The organism is Butyrivibrio sp. XB500-5, assembly GCF_003625505.1.
Classification (GTDB): domain Bacteria; phylum Bacillota; class Clostridia; order Lachnospirales; family Lachnospiraceae; genus Butyrivibrio.
Map to the genome: position 1 here is coordinate 13,644 of NZ_RAIS01000008.1, position 21,707 is coordinate 35,350.

Annotated in this window: 17 protein-coding genes; all 17 read right to left on the reverse strand. The window is 43.3% G+C overall.

Annotated elements, in window-relative coordinates; all coding sequences use genetic code 11:
* Positions 1-186: 186 nt before the first annotated feature.
* The 17 genes from D6856_RS13340 to D6856_RS13420 all read right to left on the reverse strand — a co-directional run bounded on the left by D6856_RS13340 (position 187) and on the right by D6856_RS13420 (position 21,602).
* Complete coding sequence (locus tag D6856_RS13340) at positions 187-1,842, reverse strand: ABC transporter ATP-binding protein (RefSeq protein WP_120687308.1); 1,656 nt, start codon at positions 1,840-1,842, stop codon at positions 187-189.
* Positions 1,839-5,093, reverse strand: a complete 3,255-nt coding sequence (locus tag D6856_RS13345) for an energy-coupling factor transporter ATPase (protein WP_120687309.1) — start codon at positions 5,091-5,093, stop codon at positions 1,839-1,841. The genes D6856_RS13340 and D6856_RS13345 overlap by 4 nt, the downstream gene beginning before the upstream one ends.
* Before the next feature lie 18 nt (positions 5,094-5,111).
* A complete protein-coding gene (locus D6856_RS13350; RefSeq protein ID WP_120687310.1) occupies positions 5,112-5,825 on the reverse strand; it encodes an energy-coupling factor transporter transmembrane component T in 714 nt (237 codons plus the stop codon).
* A gap of 11 nt (positions 5,826-5,836) precedes the next feature.
* Positions 5,837-6,412: an MptD family putative ECF transporter S component gene (locus tag D6856_RS13355; RefSeq protein ID WP_120687311.1), complete on the reverse strand. Its 576-nt coding sequence runs from the start codon at positions 6,410-6,412 to the stop codon at positions 5,837-5,839.
* 120 nt (positions 6,413-6,532) lie between these two features.
* A complete protein-coding gene (gene eno, locus D6856_RS13360; RefSeq protein WP_120658055.1) occupies positions 6,533-7,834 on the reverse strand; it encodes a phosphopyruvate hydratase in 1,302 nt (433 codons plus the stop codon).
* Positions 7,835-7,969: 135 nt separating this feature from the next.
* Positions 7,970-8,917, reverse strand: a complete 948-nt coding sequence (locus tag D6856_RS13365) for an L-lactate dehydrogenase (protein ID WP_120687312.1) — start codon at positions 8,915-8,917, stop codon at positions 7,970-7,972.
* Positions 8,918-9,016: 99 nt separating this feature from the next.
* A complete protein-coding gene (locus D6856_RS13370) occupies positions 9,017-10,135 on the reverse strand; it encodes an FMN-binding protein (protein ID WP_120687313.1) in 1,119 nt (372 codons plus the stop codon).
* A 39-nt stretch (positions 10,136-10,174) separates the two neighbouring features.
* Positions 10,175-11,578 carry a hemoblobin-interacting domain-containing protein gene (locus D6856_RS13375; protein WP_120687314.1) on the reverse strand — a complete coding sequence of 468 codons (1,404 nt, stop codon included), beginning with the start codon at positions 11,576-11,578 and terminating at the stop codon, positions 10,175-10,177.
* 131 nt (positions 11,579-11,709) lie between these two features.
* Positions 11,710-13,107, reverse strand: coding sequence for an MATE family efflux transporter (locus D6856_RS13380; protein ID WP_120687315.1), 1,398 nt, complete (start codon positions 13,105-13,107; stop codon positions 11,710-11,712).
* Positions 13,104-14,306: an endo-1,4-beta-xylanase gene (locus D6856_RS13385; RefSeq protein ID WP_120687316.1), complete on the reverse strand. Its 1,203-nt coding sequence runs from the start codon at positions 14,304-14,306 to the stop codon at positions 13,104-13,106. The genes D6856_RS13380 and D6856_RS13385 overlap by 4 nt, the downstream gene beginning before the upstream one ends.
* Positions 14,307-14,420: 114 nt before the next feature.
* Entirely contained in the window at positions 14,421-15,083 is a 663-nt protein-coding gene (locus D6856_RS13390; RefSeq protein WP_120687317.1) for a GNAT family N-acetyltransferase, read from the reverse strand.
* A complete protein-coding gene (locus D6856_RS13395; RefSeq protein WP_120687318.1) occupies positions 15,080-16,006 on the reverse strand; it encodes a DUF2156 domain-containing protein in 927 nt (308 codons plus the stop codon). Before D6856_RS13395 ends, D6856_RS13390 begins: the two co-directional genes overlap by 4 nt.
* A gap of 98 nt (positions 16,007-16,104) precedes the next feature.
* Positions 16,105-16,842 (reverse strand): response regulator transcription factor, encoded by a 738-nt coding sequence (locus D6856_RS13400; protein ID WP_243114094.1) that lies wholly within the window; start codon positions 16,840-16,842, stop codon positions 16,105-16,107.
* 17 nt (positions 16,843-16,859) lie between these two features.
* The gene (locus D6856_RS13405) at positions 16,860-18,587 is read right to left on the reverse strand and encodes a sensor histidine kinase (RefSeq protein WP_120687319.1); all 1,728 of its coding nucleotides are present in this window, start codon (positions 18,585-18,587) and stop codon (positions 16,860-16,862) included.
* A gap of 2 nt (positions 18,588-18,589) precedes the next feature.
* Positions 18,590-19,417 (reverse strand): carbohydrate ABC transporter permease, encoded by an 828-nt coding sequence (locus tag D6856_RS13410; RefSeq protein ID WP_243108340.1) that lies wholly within the window; start codon positions 19,415-19,417, stop codon positions 18,590-18,592.
* Positions 19,418-19,419: 2 nt separating this feature from the next.
* Positions 19,420-20,295 (reverse strand): carbohydrate ABC transporter permease, encoded by an 876-nt coding sequence (locus D6856_RS13415; protein ID WP_120658045.1) that lies wholly within the window; start codon positions 20,293-20,295, stop codon positions 19,420-19,422.
* Between the two features lie 8 nt (positions 20,296-20,303).
* Entirely contained in the window at positions 20,304-21,602 is a 1,299-nt protein-coding gene (locus D6856_RS13420; RefSeq protein WP_120687320.1) for an ABC transporter substrate-binding protein, read from the reverse strand.
* Positions 21,603-21,707: the final 105 nt, after the last annotated feature.

The window sequence follows — 21,707 nt, forward strand, 5'->3', positions numbered from 1 at the left end:
CTTAACACGGGTGCCTGGATTTATTAATGACGCCCACATATTAACACGACATACACTACAACTTCCTCCGTATTCGGAAATAATACATTCAAAAAACGCCGCCACTCTTCCCAAGTGGCGGTGTTTTTGCGTGGGTGTGGAGGCGGTGAACCAAGGATACGTGTTTTGCGGTCCGTTTTCGTCTCTTCATGCCACCGTTTTGTTCTCCACCTTGTACACTACGTCGGCGTTTTCTATCGTGTTCAGCCTATGCGCAATGACAAGAAGCGTCTTTCCGCTGCACAGCTCATCGATTGCCTCCTGAATATACGCTTCGTTATCAGCATCAACGCTGGCTGTTGCCTCATCCAAGATTACAATTGGCGAATCCTTTAAGATACATCTCGCAATTGAAATTCTCTGCGCCTCGCCTCCGGAAAGCGATGCTCCTCCTTCGCCGATGACCGTATCGATCCCGTACGGAAGCTTATCTATGAAATCCATGCACCTTGCTTTCCTTGCACACTCAAGGATCTCCTCGCGTGTAGCATCCGGTCTTCCCATTCTTATATTGTTATAGATAGAATCCTTGAAAAGATACACCTTCTGGAACACCACGCTTATGTTGTCCATAAGGTTCTCCATCGGCACGTCTTTTATATCAACGCCTCGTATCATAACTTTTCCGCTGTTTACATCCCAAAATCTTGTAAGGAGACTCGCGACGGTACTCTTTCCGCCGCCCGAAGGACCGACAAGCGCAGCCATTGTATTCTTTTCAACCTTGAAGGATACGTTTTTCAGCACGCTCTCTTTTTCATAGGCAAAAGAAACATCTTTAAATTCAATCTCCGGAACCCCGACAGGAGCTCTCTCAGGGATTGTCGCAATGTCTTTTTCATCCAAAACATCAAGGTCGAATATTTCTTCCATGCGATTAAGGCTGCTGTTCATAACGGCAAACCTCGTGACCTGAAGATATACTTCCTTGATCGGTCTGAAAACGCCGAAAGAAAAAATGCATACGGCAAGTGCTCTGAATCTTTCTATCTCGCCGACACTAAACAGTCTTATGCACAAAGAAATGAGCAAAAGGATTCCGACAGCGTTTGCAAACTCCATGATCCTAAGGCTCGGAGTTACCTTTTTTTCAAATGCAATGCATTCATCCTTCATCTTTTCAAATGCATTCTCGATATCGGTCGACTCGCTATCGACCATGTTGTAGGACTTTATAACGCCCATTCCTTCTATGTATTCAAGAACGTGGCTTGAAAGCTCCTCGTTAAGCGCCTGTTTTCCGTCCGCTTCCGCCTGCTCATGCCTCATGGAAATATTTCCTATGAGCACGATCACAAGGCTCATAAAAAGAGTAAGCGCTCCGAGCAAAGGATGAAGAAATGTCATAAACGATATGATCAAGATTTCCGAGCAGATATCACCTACAAAAGAGGATATCGTGTTCATGCAATTCGTCTCGATAAATCCCATGTCCACCGCAAGCACGGTGCTGATCTTTCCGATATTTCCGTCGGTAAAAAATCCCATCGGCATGTGCCTGAGTTTTTCTCCAAGTTTTATCCTAAGGTCGGAAAAGAGCAGATATCCGGCCGTAGACTGGAGTCTGTCCGACATATACGAAAAGAGCACCTGCCCGACAAACATCGCAGCAATGATCGCGATCATCGTTCCGAGTTTTTCCATGGTCATCTTGTTTTCATACAAAAGCTTGATGATGTATACGGCAAGTGTGTATGGGCCGTATGAACATAACGCACGAAGTAAGGAAAAAAGATATGCAAGCCTTATCCTTGTCTTATACTTTCCCGCAAGTTTTATGATCCTTCTTATCTGCTTTATCATATTGCTTTTTCCTCCTTAATATCTCCGGAGTTATTGACCATCCAATCTTCCGCGTCTTTGGAAAGCTTGTAGAGCTGTTTGAAGTACTCGTTCTTCATGATCTCGGATTTATCACCCTCGCCTACAACCTTTCCGTTTCTGATGAGCACGAATTTATCGACATTTCTCATCGCACTTAATTTATGCGCGATGACGATGACTGTTTTTCCTTTTATAATCTCATCTATCGCCTTGTTGATCTTGTCCTCGTTTTCGATATCAACGGATGATGTTGCTTCGTCCAGGATTACGATGGGAGCATCTTTAAGGATTGCTCTGGCGAGCGCTATTCTCTGCCTCTCACCGCCCGATAATCTCTTTCCGGCATCACCCGCCTTGGAACGATATCCTTCGGGAAGCTTTTTTATGAACTCATCACACGCCGCTTTTTTCGCTGCTTCAAAGACCATCTCATCCGTAGCGTCGGGATTTCCGATCCTTATGTTTTCCATAATACTTCTGTTAAAAAGAAATACATCCTGCGATACGAACGAGATCTTGGAATTCAGTTCCGATAAGCTTAGATCGGTAATCTTTTTCCCGCCGAAGGTTATGCTTCCGCCGTCGGTATCGTACTGATGTGCAAGGAGCTTTGCTATGGTCGACTTTCCACTTCCGGACTCTCCGACAACCGCAGTCATTTCTCCCGCATTTGCAACAAAACTTATATCCTTAAGAACCTCGTTGTCTTTGTATGAAAAATGAACATTCTTAAGTTCAATATCAAGCTTTTCATCTCCCGAAAAGCTCTCATTTCCTTCGCGCAATTCCGTTCTGTCCAGAACCCTTTCCAGAGCTTGGATCTTGTAATTGATCTGAGTCACATAAGATGCAAAAGAAAGAGCTCTTAAAAGATTAGGTCCTATCGCAAGCGACAGACAAATGATAAGAATAAAATCATTAAGTGTCGCGCCGCCTGACATTACCATGAACGTTCCCGCGGGAAGTGCGAACAAAAGCATATTGGGAAGAAGGCTCATGTAGAGCGCTATCCAGGGCCAGCATACCTTGTACCAGGTAAGACTTAAGTTTCGATAATTAAGTACACTTGCTTCATAGCTCTTGTAAGACTCACTCTGGTAATTAAATACCTTGATGACTTCCATTCCGTTTATGTATTCGACAATGGAATTATTCATTCTTTTTGCGGCAGCAAAATAACCACCCATTCTCTCAACACCGTCGTCATACATTCGCTTCATGCAAAGAAGTCCCAGCGGCACTACGATAAATGCCACAAGCGCAAGCTGGAAATTTATTCTGAACATAAAAATAATAATTCCGAGCGACACCAAAAGATTGGAAATTCCTTCAGGGATCGCATGCGCAAGTATTACTTCTATTTCTTCGATATCATCGGTAAATACTTTTTTAAGAGCGCCTGTTCCTATCTGTCTTATTGTTCCGATGGACTGCTTGTTTAGCTTATTCTTTAGCTTTATCCTTATCGCCTTAAGCGTGTTAAATGCCGCTATATGAGACAGTGAAAGTCCCTTGGTATAAAGAAGCATATTTAAAACATTTCCCAAAAAGATAACGATCAAAGGAATGAATACGTCCTTAAAAGTAAAAATATCTTTTGAAAGAAATCTGTCTGTTATTTTATAAAGCATTGCATAAGGAACTATGCCCGCCGCAACACCAAGTATCATGCAGATTATGGCAGCATAGAAATGTTTTTTGTATGCGCCCATTCTGTTTATGATCCTGCTAATCGCGGAGCCGGATTCTCTTTTGCTTGTATGAGCCTCTTCGCTCTCGGTCGTGAAATAGTATCTGACTTTATTTATACCTGCTTCGTCCAAAGGATAAACCGAAACGAGTCTTCCCTGCTCCATGTGAACCACATGAGTGCAGCAATTTAATATAAGCTCAAGATCGTGAGTAATGATTATTGATGCTTCAACATCGGACTCCGTATCTCTTACGAGCTTTGAGAAATTCTCCATTCCTTCGTAGTCAAGACCGCTTGTCGGTTCATCATAAAAAATGATCTTCTTGCCGGAACAAAGCGCGGATGCTATGGCAACTCTTTGCTTTTGTCCTCCGGAAAGAGAAGAAGGATGCCTGTCCTTAAGTGCGTCTATTCCCAGTCTTTTAAGAACGGAAAGCGCGCGCTCGTAACTGACATCACTGTTGAGCTTAAGTTCTTCCATAACCGATTTGCAAAAGAGCTGTCTGTTTACATCCTGCATGACCATGAAGCAGGTCTTTGCTCTTTGCTTGTCATCCAGAACTTTTCCGTCTATACTCACGGTTCCCATCGAGCCGAGAACTCCGCAGAGAGCCTCAGCCAATGTGCTTTTTCCCGTTCCGTTGTCTCCTATGAAAGCCACGACACTTTTCGAAGGAAGCTTAAGATCATCCACATCGAGGATATTGGAATTATCTCTCTGACATGACAGATCGCTTATCGTTATCACAGGCTTTGAAGCCTTAACCTCCAAGGGTTTTCCCGCCACGCCGGAAAGATCGGTTGTTCTAAGTCCCATTTCGGAAAGCGTTTCGTTTGGCAGCTTTTTAAATTCATCCGCCGTGAATTCACCTTCTACTTTTCCCTCGTTTATATAGATGAATCTGTCCGCAAGATCCATTAAGAAATACAAACGATGTTCGGAAACCACAATTGTCTTTCCTTCATCTTTCAGTCTTGCAAGTATCTGATGAAGTCTGTTGATCGCTTTTCTGTCGAGGTTTGATGTGGGTTCATCCATAACAAATATCTCGGGGTCCGAAGCGTATATGGATCCGCAGGCTATCTGCTGTTTTTCTCCTCCCGACAGTTCAAAGATATTTCTGTTAAGAAGCGGTCTTATCTTAAGAACATCCGCAGTCTCATTAAGTCGCTCCTCCATCAGCTCTTTTGACATATTGTGATTCTCACATCCAAACAAGAGCTCTCCCGTTGTATCCACATGAAAGAACTGGCTCTTCGGATTTTGAAAAACAGATCCGACAAGCGTAGAGATATCGGAAAGAGGCTGCTCGGTGACATTGGCACCGTCGATATATGCGCAGCCCTCCATCTCGCCCTCATAGAAGTGCGGTATCAGTCCGTTTATCACTCTTGTAAGTGTTGTTTTACCGCATCCGCTCTTGCCGCAAAGAACTACGAATTCACCTTTTTTAATTGTGAGATTTATATTTTTGATTCCATTTCCGCCTTTATTTTCGCCGGCGTATCTAAATGAAACGTCTTCTATCTTAATCATTTTTACCTCTTGCTCATGCTAGTATATAAAAAACATATATGCCAAGAAGCCTGCAAATATCAGGATTATCGCATAGTCTGTATTTCTAAGCCTTGCTTCGACATATGAGCTTCTTTTTCTGTTACTGTCGAGTCCTCGCGCCATAGCCGACGATGCGAGCTCATCCATAAGTTCAACCGAACAAAAAAGAAGCGGAACCATGGTGTACTCAATTATCTGTGCAGGCTTTGTAAGAAAGCTTTTTAGCTTAAATTCTATTCCTCTAAAGAGCATGGCTTTTTTGATCCCATCCCACTCATCAAATATGGTCGGGATAAATCTGATCAGGACCACGAAAGGAATAACGAAGACCATCGGCAGATGCATCTTTTGAAAAGAAGCAATAAGATGCGACATGTCGGTCGTCTTTGTGAACAGCAAAAGTGCCATTGTGATCGGGCAAAAGAATCTGATAAGTACCATGACGGACATGCAGATCATATTAAGCGTCGAACCAAAACCGCCTTTTGCCGCGCCCGCGTACAGACACATTATTATCATTGATACGCAAAAGCATATTACGGATAAATATTTTTCACCTTCCAAAAACAACATCACGCAAAGAAGCGCCGCAAAAACGAGCGACGGAAAGACCGTCACGCACTTAAGCGGTATGATCATTGAAATAATAAGAATCAAAAGTTTTGTTCTGGGATCTGCTTTTATTATTGAATTATTGTTTCCGGCAAACATAAGTAATCCTCTTAGACAATTCCTGCTCTTTCAAAATGTTTTTTTACAATTTTTGATCCGAGAAGTCCGCCGAGGATTCCTCCGACAACCGCAAATCCGATGATCATGATCCAAGCCCACCAAGGTGTTACGAGCTTACTCATTCCGTCCGCAAAGTCATCTCCGACCATTGCGCGAACACCTGCTATATATGCGTCTTTTGCAATGAGAATTCTGAAGAAGTTAGACGCTGTTATAAAATTAAAAAAGACATATGAGAGCACATACATTTTCTTAGAACTGTATTTTCCGAGAGCCATGCACAGCTCAGCGATCAGCGCGCTTACAATACAAACTGAAAATGCGATAGGGTCAAAGCCTGTTGCAATGCAAGCAAAAAGTACTGCCATCAAAAGTGCCGCTCCGAATTTTCTTACTTTAAGAACGCTCAAAAGATAAATGGTTCCGCAGAAAATACCGAGTATTAAAGGACACGCGATGTAGATGATCGGAATTGTTCCGACAAGCATCATTATTATCAAAACCGCAACAACATAAAGTGCCGCAAAAGCACCTGCATAGATCATATCTTTAGTTCTTAATTTCATACCTTTTCTCCTTAAAAAAACTTTTTACATAAATAATCTCATGGCAGCAAGAATCATCTGCCACCATGAGATCTTTTTGATATCTTTTATATTATTAACCCGAACCTCTTCCCGGTTAAATTACTTCTTCACATGGAATGCATCCATCTGAGGATATACAGCGCTTGCGCCGAGCTGCTCTTCGATTCTAAGGAGCTGGTTGTACTTGGCAACACGCTCTGAACGGCTGGGTGCACCTGTCTTGATCTGACATGTGTTAAGCGCTACGGCAAGGTCTGCAATTGTTGTATCTGCAGTCTCACCTGAACGATGTGAAGAAATTGCTGTGTAACCTGCGTTGTGAGCCATCTTGATTGCCTCAAGAGTCTCTGATACGGAACCGATCTGGTTGAGCTTGATAAGGATTGAGTTACCTGCTCCGAGAGAAATACCCTTGCTAAGACGCTCTGTATTTGTAACGAAAAGATCGTCACCTACAAGCTGAACCTTGTGACCGATCTTAGCTGTCATCTTCTGCCAGCCTTCCCAGTCTTCCTCATCAAGTCCGTCTTCGATAGAGATGATGGGATACTTATCTACGAGGCTCTCCCAGTGAGCGATAAGCTCATCTGATGTGAACTCTTTTCCTGACTTGGGCTGCTTGTAGAAGCCTTTTCCTTTTTCGCTCTTCCACTCTGATGAAGCAGCGTCCATAGCGATCATGAAATCTTTTCCGGGCTCAAAGCCTGCTGCCTTGATAGCCTCAAGGATCTTCTCGATTGCATCCTCGTCGCTCTTAAGCTGGTTGGGAGCAAAACCACCCTCGTCACCAACTGCTGTTACGTCGCCCATGTCTTTGATGAGTTTCTTGAGGTTGTGGAAGACCTCAGCGCACCAACGAAGTGCCTCTTTGAATGAAGGTGCTCCGACGGGCATAATCATGAATTCCTGTGTATCAACGGCGCTGTCAGCGTGTGCTCCGCCGTTGAGAATATTCATCATAGGAACGGGAAGTCTGTTTCCGGATACGCCGCCAAGGAATCTGTAAAGCGGGATTCCAAGTGACTTAGCTGCTGCTCTTGCAGTTGCAATTGAAACCGCAAGGATTGCATTTGCGCCGAGCTTAGACTTATCTTTTGTTCCGTCAGCCTTGATCATGGCTGCGTCTACTGCATATGTATCAGATGCATCGATACCTTTGATAACATCGTTTATTACGTTGTTGATATTGTCTACGGCCTTTGTAACGCCCTTTCCAAGGTAGCGTGACTTGTCGCCGTCTCTAAGCTCAAGTGCCTCGAACTCACCTGTTGATGCTCCGCTGGGAGCTGTTCCTGTTGCTACTGTTCCGTCAGCAAGAATAACTTCCGCCTCAACGGTAGGATTTCCTCTTGAATCAAGGATTTCTCTTCCTATTACTTTTTCAATTGCAAGCTTTCCCATATTTGCTTACTCCTTTCAATCTAAAAAACGCCAATTGTTAGCTTCCGCTAACTAAATCATTCTATTATAGCCGTTTTTTCATGTCAACGAATCAGGCTTCACTTTGTGTCTTAATGAAAAAGATTCTCAAAAAGATTAAAACGCTTCTTTCAGAACTTCCTTAAGCGTATCCGCTGACGCCTTAAGCGCTTTATTTTCCTCGTCGCTCAGTCTGATTGGAACCGCACCCTCAACGCCGCTTCTTCCTACGATCGCGGGCATGCTGAGTGCAATGTCTTCTATTCCGAACTCGCCGTGCTGAATACTTGATACGGGAAGTATAGATTTCTCATCTCTTATTATCGCTTCGCAGATACGCCTTACGCTCATAGCTATTCCGTAATAGGTCGCACCCTTTTTCTCGATAATCTTGTACGCGCTGTTCTTGACGTTTTCAGCAATCTCTTTCATTGATTTCTCATGCTCGAAATGTCCTCTCATCTCGCAGAAATCATTGAGCGGGATTCCGGATACGTTGGCACTGCTCCACGCCGCGATCTCGCTGTCTCCGTGCTCGCCTATGATGCAGGCATGAACGGATCTGCTGTCGATGCTAAGGTGCTGTCCGAGAAGATATTTAAGTCTCGCGGTGTCAAGAACTGTACCTGAACCGAATACTCTGTTTTCGGGGAATCCGCTGAGTTTCGCCGCAGCATATGTAAGTATGTCTACAGGATTGGCGACAATAAGAAGGATTCCTTCCGTGTTATATTTTGCTATTTCGGGAATGATGGATTTGAAAATTCCGATATTCTTTTTTACAAGATCAAGTCTTGTCTCGCCCGGCTTCTGACCTGCGCCCGCAGTCACGACAATAACTGCCGCATCGGCGACATCTTTATAATCACCAGCATATATCTGCATGGGCTTTGCAAAAGGAAGGCCGTGACTTATATCAAGTGCCTCGCCCTCCGCTTTTTCTTTATTCACATCAATCAGCACCATTTCAGAAAACAAGCCGCTTTCCATAAGTGCAAATGCTGATGCCGATCCGACAAATCCACAACCTACTACCGCTACTTTTCTTTCTTTTAAAGCTGCCATGATGTGCCTCCTTATTTAGAAACCTATATGATATACGAGATGCTCCATGACTTACGTCATTTTCGTATTTTGAATTATGAAACCTATATCAATTATACCTCACTTAATTCCTGCTTGCTTAAGTGCTTCGTTATACGCATCTATAACCGCCTGCGTAGAAAAAGTCGCTCCGCTAACGGTGTCTACATCCCCCAAAGGTTCTTGCTTTAGCTTCTCTATCACGTCTTCGGAAAAGTGCTTGTAATCATCCTCATCTTCATAGCTTGGAAGCGTGATATCAACAACTTCTCCATTCTCAACTTTTATCTCGACGGTTATGTCGCCGGCGTATCCAAAGCATGTGGCGCTGTATACTCCATCGGTCACGGCCTGAGAAATCTCTTTTGCCCCATCCTCATCCGCAGAAGTTTCGGAACCTTCGCCTTGCGCAGGTTCATCGGCGCTTTCAACGATCACATTCTTTGCCAAGTTTGAAGCGTTAGCCGCGGTGCTTTTGAGTCCTCCGTAGATTCCAAGCGAAATGAAAACAACCGCGATGAGCGAGATGTATCTGCATCTGTCGAGATCAAAATCTTTGTGCTTTGTGCTGAATGCCTTCATTGGTCTGCAGATAAAGTACCACAGGAATATGATCGAGTACACGAAGATATTAAGTGTTGATCTTGCATCGCCTCTGAGCGCGCCTCTTGTATACAGGAGCAAGATGTGGCAGTAGATGAATACGTAAAAGATATACGCAAAGCGCTGCAAGTTTTTCCACGCCTTGGGATTCATCTTTTTTCTGATCATAATAAAAGATGTAACGAAAAGCGGGATCATGATGATAAACATTATGACTGACAAGATGTATAGCAGTGTCTTTTCCGGAGAAAAAATTCCCGAGATTGAAAAGACATGTCCCAAAGTCAGGATTGAAGCTATTATTGACAGTTGTCCTCTTAGGGGCATTAAAAGCTTAATCGGCTCGGAACCGTTCTTGAATGTTGATGCGTACATCACCAAAACAAAAAAGGATGTTCCAAGCCCCGCTTTACTGAACATAGGAAATATGCATGCGCCCACAAAACCGCCGGGAGCTATCCCCTGCGCCTGGGTGATTATTGTCGCAAGGGATAGGATCGCCGAGATCACATAAAACGGTATGGGATTATTTTTAAGCGGTTTTTCAAATAAAAGGACAAACAATACAGCCGTTAATAAAGATATGAAAATTACCATGGCAATATTGTTCCTTTCTTGATCTTAATATGAATCTGATTATTTGTGCTCTTCTTCTGCGGGAGCAACCTCAGTGATCTCCACATCAAGCTTTACATCGGGATATCCGGCTGATTTTACAACAACCTTGAAGTTTCCTTCTTTATCAAAAACTTTTGAAAGAGTCTTATCAACGGTTCCGTCTTCTTTGATGATCTTGGCTCCGTGATGACCTGCGCCGGAAACTTCTTCTCCGTTAACTTCGTACTTCTCAATGTTTTTAAGGTATGCCACAAACTCTTCATCCGTTGCGTCACCGGCTTTTTTAACTCCGTCGTCTGACGCATCGGCAACCGCCTTATCTGTAGAAAGGACGAAATCTGCTGTGTACGGAGCATAAACTCCTGATTTATCGCTTACTGTGAGTGTGTATTTTCCTGCAAGTGCATCTTTCCATGTGATCTCTTTTCCATCGCAGACGATGTCCTTGCTGTCACCCTCAACCGCATATTCAAGCTCGTAATCCTCAGGGAAACCGATGAGCGAAACAGCTGTTTTGCCGCTCTTTACGGTTGCATCGGCTACCTTGATCTCATTATCGAATTTCAAAGGAAGATAGAGATTTACGCTTGTCTTTTTCACACCTTCTGTTGTGTAGAGAATGATCTCATCGACCGTCTTTCCGGGAAGATCTGCGTAAGGCTCGTATACAACGGTGTTGCCGTGAGGCTCTTCGTACTTATCTGTTGTCGCAAAAGCGATCTCAAAACCTCTCCATACGTTTTCAAGAGAACGCATTGCATATGTCTTTCCGTCAGTCGTGTGAATGCTTGCTGCGAATACGGTCTTCTCGGCAAGAGATTCATCAAGGTCGATCTCATAATCGCCCCAGAATGTTGCCGTATTTATGCTTGCCTCTTTTGAATCGAAATCTTCGGCATCGCCCTGTGTCTTTCCAAATGAATATTTCCCTGAATCATCTACAGAAACTTCCTTGTAGTTTGCGGGAGTTTCGGAAAGCTCGGCATAAGAATAATCTGCAGCAGCATATAGATCTGCTTCATCGGCTACTTTGAGACTTTCATCAAGCGTAACTCCTTCGGGGATAAGAACCGGGAAGCTGACACCAAGGATCTTGCTGTTGTCTTCAAGGTGATATGTACCACCTGTGAGCTTCACGTTTGCGGCTTTGTTCATCGTCGCGCTTGAAACGGCGTCAACTCCGTCTCCGCCTTCAAACTCGGCTGCAAAAAAGTCACCGTAAGGAATGTTCATCTTAACGAAAGTTCCTTCGACCTTTACCTCTTCGGTTGTGGCTTCTGCGGCTTGTGTTTCTTCGGTTGCCGCAGCGCCTGTCTCTGTTGCATTATTGGCTGCAGAATTGCTCTCAGTTTGGTTTCCGCATCCTATAAGTGTAAATGCCATAATGGCAGCGCATGTTACTGATATAACTTTGCTTTTCATAAATAGACTCCTCTCTTTTGTTAGCTATTGCTAACTACATTTTAGAGTAGTCTATCATAATTTTTTCGGAACAGCAAAAAATGCTCTGCAAAACTGAGCATTTCTTGCAATTTATTTTATGTCACTTGTACTCAGGCTTTCATTTGCGCGGTTCCGATTGGATCCGCAACTCCGCCTTCGGGGATCACTTTCTTTTTGTACTGTAAGTACCGCATCCAAGCGGAGATGCCCGCCATGGACCACACGATTCCGACGGACCACCAGATGCCCCAGACACCGATCGCAGCGATTCCCGTAAGGGGTATGGGTACAATGAATCTTCCGATAACTTCGACGATTCCGTTTATCAGCGCAAATACAGAATCTCCCAGGCCATTAAGCACGCCTCTTACAATGTAGATCGTTCCGAGCATGATATAAAAGATACTGGTTATCTGCAGCGCTCTTGCGCCCATATTTATAACGGCTGAATCTGCGACAAAAATTCTTGTTATATATTTTCCGAACAGCTGCATTACAGGCAGCATTGCAATGGAAAAGATTGCCATCATCATTACGCACTTCTTAAATCCGACCGTGATTCGATCGTACTTACGCGCGCCGTAGTTCTGGCCTGTAAAAGTAGCAAGTGCCGCGCTTAATGTCTGATAAGGAAGGTGAATTATCTGCTCTATTCTGCTGGTTGCTGTAAATGCCGCTACGGCAACAGGTCCGAAGGAATTAACCACTCTCTGAAGCGCCATGCAAGAGATCGCGATCATTGAGAACTGCAGTGAAAGCGGGATTCCGAGTTTTAATACTTTAATAACAATGTGAGATCTATACACAAGATCTTTTCCCTCAAGATGGAAATATTCATTCCTTTTTATTGCATATATAAGGCAGCCTATTCCGGAAGCAAACTGCGCTACCACTGTCGCTACGCCTGCGCCGACAACGCCCATATGGAAGCCGCACACAAGCAGCACGTCCATTGATGCATTTAGTATGCAGGAAAAGATAAGGAAATAAAGCGGAGTCTTGGAGTCTCCGAGCGCACGCAGCATGGATGATGCGTAGTTATAAAGCGATACAAAAACAAGACCGAGGCACATGATCTTAAGGTACGCCGCGGAATCCGCCATGATATCCGCCGGTGTCTCAAGAAGTCTTAGTATTTTTCCGGACAAAAGAAATGCGATAATGCCTACGATCGTCGGGAATACCATCATGATGTATCCGGTATTCGAGATGCAGCTTTTTACCTCATCGTCATCGCCTTTTCCGAAAAACTGCGAAGTGATGATGCCTCCGCCGTTTCCGATTCCGTTGCAGAGCGCAAAGAAAAGAAAGGTCACGGAGCCTGTCGCACCAACCGCACCAAGCGCTTTCGCGCCGACAAATTGGCCTACGATGATCGCATCCACCAGATTGTAAAGCTGCTGGAATAAATTACCGATGAGCATTGGAATGGAAAACTGTATTATAAGCGCGACCGGATTCCCCTCGGTCATGTTGATCACTGCGGATTTATGCGTTTTATTACTCATTTTAAAGTTACTACCTCTTCATTGTCGTCAACGAACTGTTTTTCAACTTCGACGCCGTCGCAGCCGATCTTGTAGTCACCCTTAAATGCATTCACGATAGCATAACCGTTTTCATCGGTTGTGACTGTCTCGTCCGTCCACCATTCTTCTTTTACAAGCTTTTTGAGCATCTCAAATGAAGGCTTCTTGGAATTATCTAGTCTGATATATCCGCTCGGAGCCTTGAGCCATGCGCCGTCTCTGTAATCCCATGTGGTCACGGCTTCAACAAGAGGATGTGAAAAGAGAATTCTATACATCTCCTCTATTTCTTTTGCCTGTCTTTCTTCTCCCTCGGGAGTCGAAGGCCACTCGTCAACCTGCCAGTCGTTGAGATCGACTATGTGCGCCGGCATGATATCGCCCGAGATCAGAGTGTTCTCCGTAAAATGGATCGGAAGTCCGAAATGGGAGTATCTCTCAAGAACCTCCTCCAATTTCTCTTTTCCCCAGTATCCCTGATGCTGATGGGACTGGATTCCGATGGCGCTTATCGGAACTCCGGCGTTGAGGCAGCCGTCGATAAGTATCTCGTAGCTTGTTGAAGTATTGAAATCATTGAGCAAAAGAACTGCATCGGGATTGTCGGCATGAGCTCTTTTAAAAACCTCTTTTATCAGGCCGACTCTGCCTTTTTCCTTGCAGATCCTCGTGATCGCGTTGTCGTACTTATCGAAAATCGGCATTATCACGACTTCGTTGATAACATCCCACATGTCGATAACGCCCTTGAAGCCTACAACTTCTCTGTCTATTCTCTCAAGCTGCTTCTGCATGATCGTCTTGTTGTCGTATTTCATGAGCCAATCCGCGCAGGCTGTGTGCCAGCAAAGCGGATGCCCTTTGACCTTGGCGCCCTTGCTCTGAAGATACTTGGCCGCCTTCATAAGCGCGTCCTTATTGGGCTTGCCTTCCTCAGTCTCATATTGTCCCCAGTAAAAAGGCAGCGTGCCGTAGTTAAATATCTCCAGCCAGCTGTCCGTTATCTGCTTGTATTCATCTTCTTCCTTGAGTACGTAGGGAATAAAATCAAAGGCTCCGCAGCCAAACAAAAACTTGTGATTGGTCTGCTTTATGCCAATGCTCTTGTTAGAAAGCGGATTGCCCTGCGCATCTGTGAAGCGTATCCGCTTGTTGACTTTTCTGTGTGCTATTTCCATAATACCCACCTCTCATTATGTTGGTGTAACCTATCTAAGAGTAATGATAGTAGTACATGGAAACCGCAGCCTCTTATATTTCGATTTTTCAGTTGTCATTTTTTGTTATCGGTTTCAAACTTCTTCGCAGAGATAAATTCTCTTTTCCTTAAGCCATGCCAGCGCTTCCTGCTCACTAGAAAGCTCTTTTCCCACAACGGCGCTGAAAGCTTCAAGATCAGTTATCTTCGCCATCATCACAGGGCTTTCCGGAAGGACTTCGCCCTTATCCAGCTTGCGGAGTTCCTCTTCCTTGTTCATCCTGCGGATATAATCGTCGTCTCTTTCGCAGTAAATATCGTAGTTTTTCCTGATCTCCCCGTAGTAGGAGATCCTATCCAAAGAAAAATCGCATACCTTCTCAAAGCCCAGAGGGGAATAAATTGCTTCGTCCACGGGCAAAAGATATATAAAAGGAATATGCTCTTTTTTCAGGATTTCAAAGGTCTTTTCAAAAACTCTCGACATCTGCCCTTCGTGACGTCTGTTCTCCTTAGTCGCGACGGCAACAACATAATAGCTTTGAACGGTAGTCCCGCACAGATTCACCGTATACGGATTAAGGTGAAGCATCGAAATAACTTCACCGTTTTCCTCGCTCACGATCATCCTGTTGTCACTGCATTTGTCTTCATAGTAGTAATCGACAAACTCCTTCGGATCGTCAAAAGACTCTTCGTAGAGCGCTCTCGTATTCTCTTTTTCCAAAATATCCTTTTGCGAATACTCTTTTATCATATGCTCTTCTCACAAACCCTGTATTTTCTGGCGTATCCGATCGGGTTGTAGCTCTCCTTGGCCTGCCTTAGACCCTCAAGTCCCATGTCGTCTTCTCTGTTTACAAGCTCTGCGTCTTCAAAGGAATTTATAAGAAATTGCTGATTGATGACCTGGTAAATTCCGGGAATGGCGGAATTGCCTTTCTCCACGCTGATAACCGCCATTTTTTCCCTGCTGTTATATGAGCCGATGGAAAATGCTTCAAGCATCTCGTCTATGAAGATACCGCCTACTCTGAACGTAACTTTATCGCAGTTTCTAAGGATATCTATGATACCGTCTTTTTCCACGAAAAGCATATCTTCGCTATCCGCACCTTCTGCGACTCTGTTATCGACCCATTTTTTCATGAACTCTTCAAGGAAATACTCATCGACGCAGCACATGGTCTTGTATTCCCATCTGCCCTCGTATTCTTTCATGAATTTATTTACGAGATTTCTCTTTTTCTGGAACTTCTTTCCCGCAAGGTTCCTTAGCTCCTCGGCATCGTAGAGATAGTCCTTAAGGTCGGTCTCTTCCTCAATGATATATTCGGGGTTCCCAAACAATCCCAAAGCTTTCAGCGCATCCTCATCCGCAAGGTCGATCCTAAGTGGACTCTTTAATTCCTCGTGGAAATATTGCCTTAAAAGCTCGAAATACTTTGGAAGATCCTCTTCGCTGCAGTAGGGCATCGCCGCAAAATAGCCCTTCTCATCCTTCATAAGAATGAGCGCAGCGCCCTCCTCATAATAAACTTCCGTATTATACAGACCTTTCCAGATATACGTATCAAGCACAGTGCTGTCGCAGGTCTTATTGTCTCTTAGCGCATATATCTTGGAAAGCTCCGCAGCTTCTTCAAAATTCGGTTTATGAAATGCAAGTTTTTTATCCATAATTAGACTCCAAACTAACGAATGAATATTATATTAGATTGTACACAATCAATTTAGTCCGCATTTCATCTTTTGTCAAATTAAAAAAATATGAACCATTACCCCCGTCCTTTGGGACCATCCTTGGCATATTCGGTATATGACATGCCGGTGTGCCTTTTGAAGCATTTCCCGAAATAACTTACATCGGGAATTCCAACCGCCTCGGCAGCCATGTACATAAGTTCTCCTTTAAGAGCCATCTCCATTGCTCTTTCCATTCGATACGAGGTCAGGCTATCGACAAAGGTCTCTCCTGTGACTTCTTTAAACTTTCTACTGAAATATCCACTGCTGAACCCAAAGTGCTTTGCGGCATATGACATGCTAAGCTCAGGATTGGCATAGTTCTTTTTCATATAGGCCACGTAGCGGTTGATGTTGTATTCGGAAGGCGAAGACTCCTTACTTTCATTGATTCTTTTTCTTCCTCTGTTTATCGAATCTGCGACCGTCTCATTCAGCTTATTTTCTGATATCGGTTTTAAAAGATAATGCTCAACGCCAAGCTCAATACACTGTCTCGCATACTCAAAATCAGAATACGCGGAAATAACGATAACGCTTATATTTTCATAGATCTCTCGAAGGTACTTGATGAAGGTAAGTCCATCCATAAAGGGCATTCTGATGTCGACAAGGATTATGTCCGGCATCAGATCGTCGAGCAATTGTATTGCTTCTATACCGCTCTTTGCTTCACCTACAAATTCCGCATCAAGCTCATCCCACTTAATAAGTTTTTTTATCAGATTTCTTATGGCCTTTTCATCATCGACTATCATTATTCTATGCATGACGATTCCCTCATGTATCAACATTTATCATACGGAAGAAGTAAGGTTATCTTAAAGAACTCTCCTTTAACTGACTCGATCCTGTAAAGGTTTTCGCTCTTGTACAGGTAACTCAATCTTTGAAGGGTCTTATACAAGCCAAAGCCACCGGTGTCTGTGTGTATCACCTTTTCTATCTCTTCTTCCGTCATTCCGATTCCGGAATCATAAATGGTAAGTGCAAGATTATTATCTTCAAAATCCGCAGTTATCCTGATAACTCCTTTTTCATCCTTTTTGCGAAGCCCATGATATAAAGAATTTTCGACAAGCGGCTGCAGTATCAGCTTAGGTATATGAATATTCAGGACTCTGGGATTTATATCATAGTAGTCTTCAAACAAGTCATCATAACGCAGTTTCTGAAGCTTCAAATAGTTCTGTATCATTTCCAGTTCAAGCTCTACCGTAGTCATTTCTTCGCCGCTGTTTAAGAATATCCTGTAAAAATCTCCGAGACTAACTATCGCTTCATATACTTCTTTCCTGTCACTTTCCAATGACATATAGCCCAAGGTTTCCAGCGTGTTATAAAGGAAATGCGGATTTATCTGCTCTACCAGAACATCCAATCTGCTCTGTGCAAGAACCTTCTCCTGCTCAACCAGTTCAAGGATAAGATCATTGATCTTTATGATCATGTTGTTATAGCTGTCTTTTAAAATATTGATCTCATCGACCTGAGTTGTAAGTCCTGCCCGATGCATGTATCCGTCTTTTACCTTATCCATTGTCTCGGAAAGCTTCTCAAGCGGCCTTATCACTATGATCCTCATATACATATTCATAGCATACATAAATACCACCGCCAGGATGAGCAGGATAACAAGTAGCCATATTATTTCCCTCTGCATCTGCGACACAACGGATATTGCCATTTTCTTTATGAGAAACAGATCGGAATTGGCAATGCTTGCCGTTGCTATAGAATATTTATCAAGAGCATGAACGTTCCCGTCATCATTCCCCTCAACAAGCTCACTCAGATGCTCACCTATAAACTGCTTACTGAATTCTTCTCCGAAGAAAACATTTCCGTTACTGTCAAACAGTGCCAGATCCTCACTGTCTCCGACAGCACTTTCCAAAAGACTGAGCGGACAATTAATCGCTATCACTCCTATTGGCCGCAATGTTTCAAGATCATTGATGGCACGGATAAAAGTAAAGAATTCGCGGTCTTTTCGGATAAATAATCCGTTTTTGTCTGTAAGCACGCGATATCCTCCGCCCAGTGACGTAATATCTTTTATCCAATCAGTGTTTTTTACCTTATCTCTGTCAACGCTCACATGCCCGAATGATGTATTGATATTTACGTATTCACCGTTTGTTTTAAACACGTAGACCGAATCGATCTTGTCATAGTAATTGGTGCACAGATACATATATCTTATGGCTTCCTTGGTATGCGCGTAATGCGATGAATTATTATCCGTAAGGTATGCCGTTATCTCATCCGAAAACATTATTATCTTACTTAGGGAACTTAGATTTTCAAAGACCTTCTCACAGCTTATCTTTGCGGTCTCGAGTGCATCCTCGTTGACGCTTCTGTAATACGGGATAAGCCTGTGCTGAAGAACAATGCAAAAGAAAAGCATAGATACCCCGAGGTAACCCGTAAGCATAAGCGCAAGCATTATGCGCATGTGCTTTTTTAAATTACCTTTAAAGAGTATTCTATGCTTTAAATTTTTGAACATAATCACCCCTTCACAGCTCCTGCAATGAGGCTTTGCTGAACTTTGTTACTCATGAATAAATATACTACAATTGTCGGGAATGTTGCAATTGCAAGGGCTGCACCTATTGGCCCCCAATTGGTCGAATAAGTGCCTGCAAGTGTTTGGATACCAACTGTGAGTGTTCTATGCTGAGAATCGCTTATAAATACAGTTGCAAACATCAATTCATTCCACGCCTGAAGAAATGTAAAAATAGCTATGGTAGAAAGTGCAGGTCTCATCAGCGGAACAATTACCCTAAAGAAGATCCCCAAGGTTCCGCATCCGTCAATGCAGGCAGCGTCCTCCAGTTCGTAAGGGATACCCGCCATAAAACTGTTGCATATAAGTATTGCCATAGATAAAGCAAAGGCAGAATAAGGGATTATAAGCGATGCATATGAGTTAAGAAATCCTATTTTCTGCAGTATCAAAAAAACAGGCAACAGCGCAGCATGTATCGGGATCGTAAGTCCCAGTACAAACAGTATATTTAACATCTTTCTTCCGACAAATATAAGTCTGCTGAGCGCATAGGAAGCCATAACCGAAGTGATTATCACGATCACTATCGTAAGTGCCGTTACAAAAATGCTGTTTCTAAAATATACGAGCACGTTTCCTACCGACATAGCGCTCTTATAATTTTCAAACTGCCATACCTTAGGAAGTGCCAGAGGATTTCCATTAAAAATCTCATTGTTGTTTTTTAGCGAAAATGCCAACAACCAATATAGCGGAAATATACACAATACCAACCATATGATAAGGATAATGTGCTTAATCTTTTTTGCTATCTTTTCCTTCACTGTCACACCTCCCAACGTTTAAAAATACGTTTGATAATGATGGCAGAAGTGAAGCATATCAGTATTATAAAAATAGCTATCGCGCTACCGACACCATAATGGTTCTTTTGAAAGATCTCAGTAAACATCAATGTACTCGGAACTTCCGAAGCATGCGCAGGGCCGCCTCCCGTAAGAATGTAGATAAGATCGAAGGACTTAAATGCACCGGTAACCGCAAAGATAGTACATACTTCAAGCACCGGCATGAGCATTGGTATTGTTATGCGACATGCAATCTGAAATCCGTTCGCTCCATCTATTTTGGCAGCTTCTATTATCTCTGAGTTGATGGATTTGATACCTGCATACATTAATAGCATATGGTATCCGACATATTGCCATATCATCGGGACAAAGACTGCCGCCAGTACTTTTCCCTGATTGCCAAGCCAAGAATCCGCATAATTCTCAAGACCTATCATGCTTAAGATCCCATTTAACAACCCGTGAGACGGGTTATATATCTTGAGCCAAAGCTGACCGATCACAACTGTCGAAAGCATAACAGGAATAAAGAATACCGTCATATACATCTTTTCGCCCTTTATTCCTCCTGATATCAGGATCGCAAAAACAAGAGCGAGAGGAAGCTGGATACCTACAGCGCACAGAGCCAGTAGAAGCATGTTTTTAATAGAACCGCGTAAAACTTCTCCCTCGAACAATTCACGGTAGTTGGAAAAACCGATAAATACTTTATCCCTTATTCCGTCCCATTCCGTAAGACTGTAATACCCGGAACATATAATAGGTATGATGATAATGGATACAAATAATATTATTGCAGGGAGCAGCAATATAATTGCTGCCCCCTTGTTGTGTCTGACTTTATCCATGTTAACACCTACTCTGTCAACATCTTATTCATTGTTTCAACAAATGTCTTTGAATCTATGTTGCCAACAAAGAACTCCTGAAGAGCAGACTGATAATCTGTATAATCCTCTGCGCTCATGAGTGTTCCGGACCAAACTGTCAGTGAGTTTGCCTCGTTTACGCACTCTGCCATGCGCTCGGAAATAGGGCTCTGTCCTTCCACTTCATAATCAACTTTCCAAGCTGCCAGACCGGCACCATCCTGATATCCGTACTTGGACAGGCTCTTAGCTATCTCAAAAGCAGCGTTTGCAGCAAGATCGGCATCCTTTGTTTTGGGATTTACCATCAACATATCCTGAGCTCCGCCCATTGAGTCCTCAAGAACAGCCTGATCGCTACATGCTGGGAAAGGCATGAATGAGAAGTCATCGGGATTCTCTGCTCCGGATTGGATCGAACCATCAAGCCATGCTCCTGTCACATACATAGGAACTGTTCCTGCCAAAAATTCCGAAACAGCTTCGTCATTTGAAAGTGCAGCCGCATTTTTATCAAATGCTCCCATCTTAAAGAGCTCGCTGAGCTTCTCAGCTGCATCCGTAAATCCTGCATCTTCGTATCCTGTTCCGCTTCCTGTAAATGCCTTATCAAGCTTCTCAGGTCCTACACACTTAAGAGTAAGTGCATCGTTAAACATTGCCATAACCCATGCTTCCTTAATGCTTACACCAAAAGGTGTGATTCCGTTATCCAAGAAAGTTTTGGTAACGTTCATCAGATCGTCCCAGGTTTTGGGCTCGCTAAGACCATATTGTTCAAACATTTTTTTGTTATAGAAAATTCCTGAAATAGAAACCACGTAGGGAACGCCATATACAGATCCGTCGTAGGTAGCATATGACATAGTTCCCTGTGGTAATTCATCCTGATAATCAGTGTAATAAGAATCCAGATTCAAAGCCTTGCCTGCCTCAACAAAAGGCTGTGAAAATCCGCCGCCCCAAGTAAAGTAAATATCGGGTAATTCATCCGAAGCGGCAACGGTTTTGATCTTGGTTTTATAAGACTCGTTTTCGAAGGTTTCCATCTCAACAGTCACATCGGGATGTGCACTCATATAATCAGCGATAGCTGCCTCATAAGCATGATGAGACGAATCTCCCTCCGTTGCAATAGACCATATCTTTAAAGTTTGTGCACCACCGGCTTTCGCACTATCATCGGCACCTGTAGGAGCTGATGAATCGGTAGTTTTTCCACATCCGCTTAAGATGCTGCACAGTGTAAATGTAGCGATCAATATCGCCGCCAATCTCTTTTTCATACCGTCCTCCTTTACAAATAAGGTTATTCATTACACTTATACTTTGCATCTAAAGCAAATCGTTTAATACGTATTTTTTTTACCTAAAATATAACTTTTTTTACC

Bases quoted from the DNA above. Each gene is read 5' to 3' on its own strand.
- D6856_RS13340 (WP_120687308.1), bottom strand. From the start codon at position 1,842: ATGATAAAGCAGATAAGAAGGATCATAAAACTTGCGGGAAAGTATAAG.
- D6856_RS13345 (WP_120687309.1), bottom strand. From the start codon at position 5,093: ATGATTAAGATAGAAGACGTTTCATTTAGATACGCCGGCGAAAATAAA.
- D6856_RS13350 (WP_120687310.1), bottom strand. From the start codon at position 5,825: ATGTTTGCCGGAAACAATAATTCAATAATAAAAGCAGATCCCAGAACA.
- D6856_RS13355 (WP_120687311.1), bottom strand. From the start codon at position 6,412: ATGAAATTAAGAACTAAAGATATGATCTATGCAGGTGCTTTTGCGGCA.
- eno (WP_120658055.1), bottom strand. From the start codon at position 7,834: ATGGGAAAGCTTGCAATTGAAAAAGTAATAGGAAGAGAAATCCTTGAT.
- D6856_RS13365 (WP_120687312.1), bottom strand. From the start codon at position 8,917: ATGGCAGCTTTAAAAGAAAGAAAAGTAGCGGTAGTAGGTTGTGGATTT.
- D6856_RS13370 (WP_120687313.1), bottom strand. From the start codon at position 10,135: ATGGTAATTTTCATATCTTTATTAACGGCTGTATTGTTTGTCCTTTTA.
- D6856_RS13375 (WP_120687314.1), bottom strand. From the start codon at position 11,578: ATGAAAAGCAAAGTTATATCAGTAACATGCGCTGCCATTATGGCATTT.
- D6856_RS13380 (WP_120687315.1), bottom strand. From the start codon at position 13,107: ATGAGTAATAAAACGCATAAATCCGCAGTGATCAACATGACCGAGGGG.
- D6856_RS13385 (WP_120687316.1), bottom strand. From the start codon at position 14,306: ATGGAAATAGCACACAGAAAAGTCAACAAGCGGATACGCTTCACAGAT.
- D6856_RS13390 (WP_120687317.1), bottom strand. From the start codon at position 15,083: ATGATAAAAGAGTATTCGCAAAAGGATATTTTGGAAAAAGAGAATACG.
- D6856_RS13395 (WP_120687318.1), bottom strand. From the start codon at position 16,006: ATGGATAAAAAACTTGCATTTCATAAACCGAATTTTGAAGAAGCTGCG.
- D6856_RS13400 (WP_243114094.1), bottom strand. From the start codon at position 16,842: ATGCATAGAATAATGATAGTCGATGATGAAAAGGCCATAAGAAATCTG.
- D6856_RS13405 (WP_120687319.1), bottom strand. From the start codon at position 18,587: ATGTTCAAAAATTTAAAGCATAGAATACTCTTTAAAGGTAATTTAAAA.
- D6856_RS13415 (WP_120658045.1), bottom strand. From the start codon at position 20,295: ATGGATAAAGTCAGACACAACAAGGGGGCAGCAATTATATTGCTGCTC.
- D6856_RS13420 (WP_120687320.1), bottom strand. From the start codon at position 21,602: ATGAAAAAGAGATTGGCGGCGATATTGATCGCTACATTTACACTGTGC.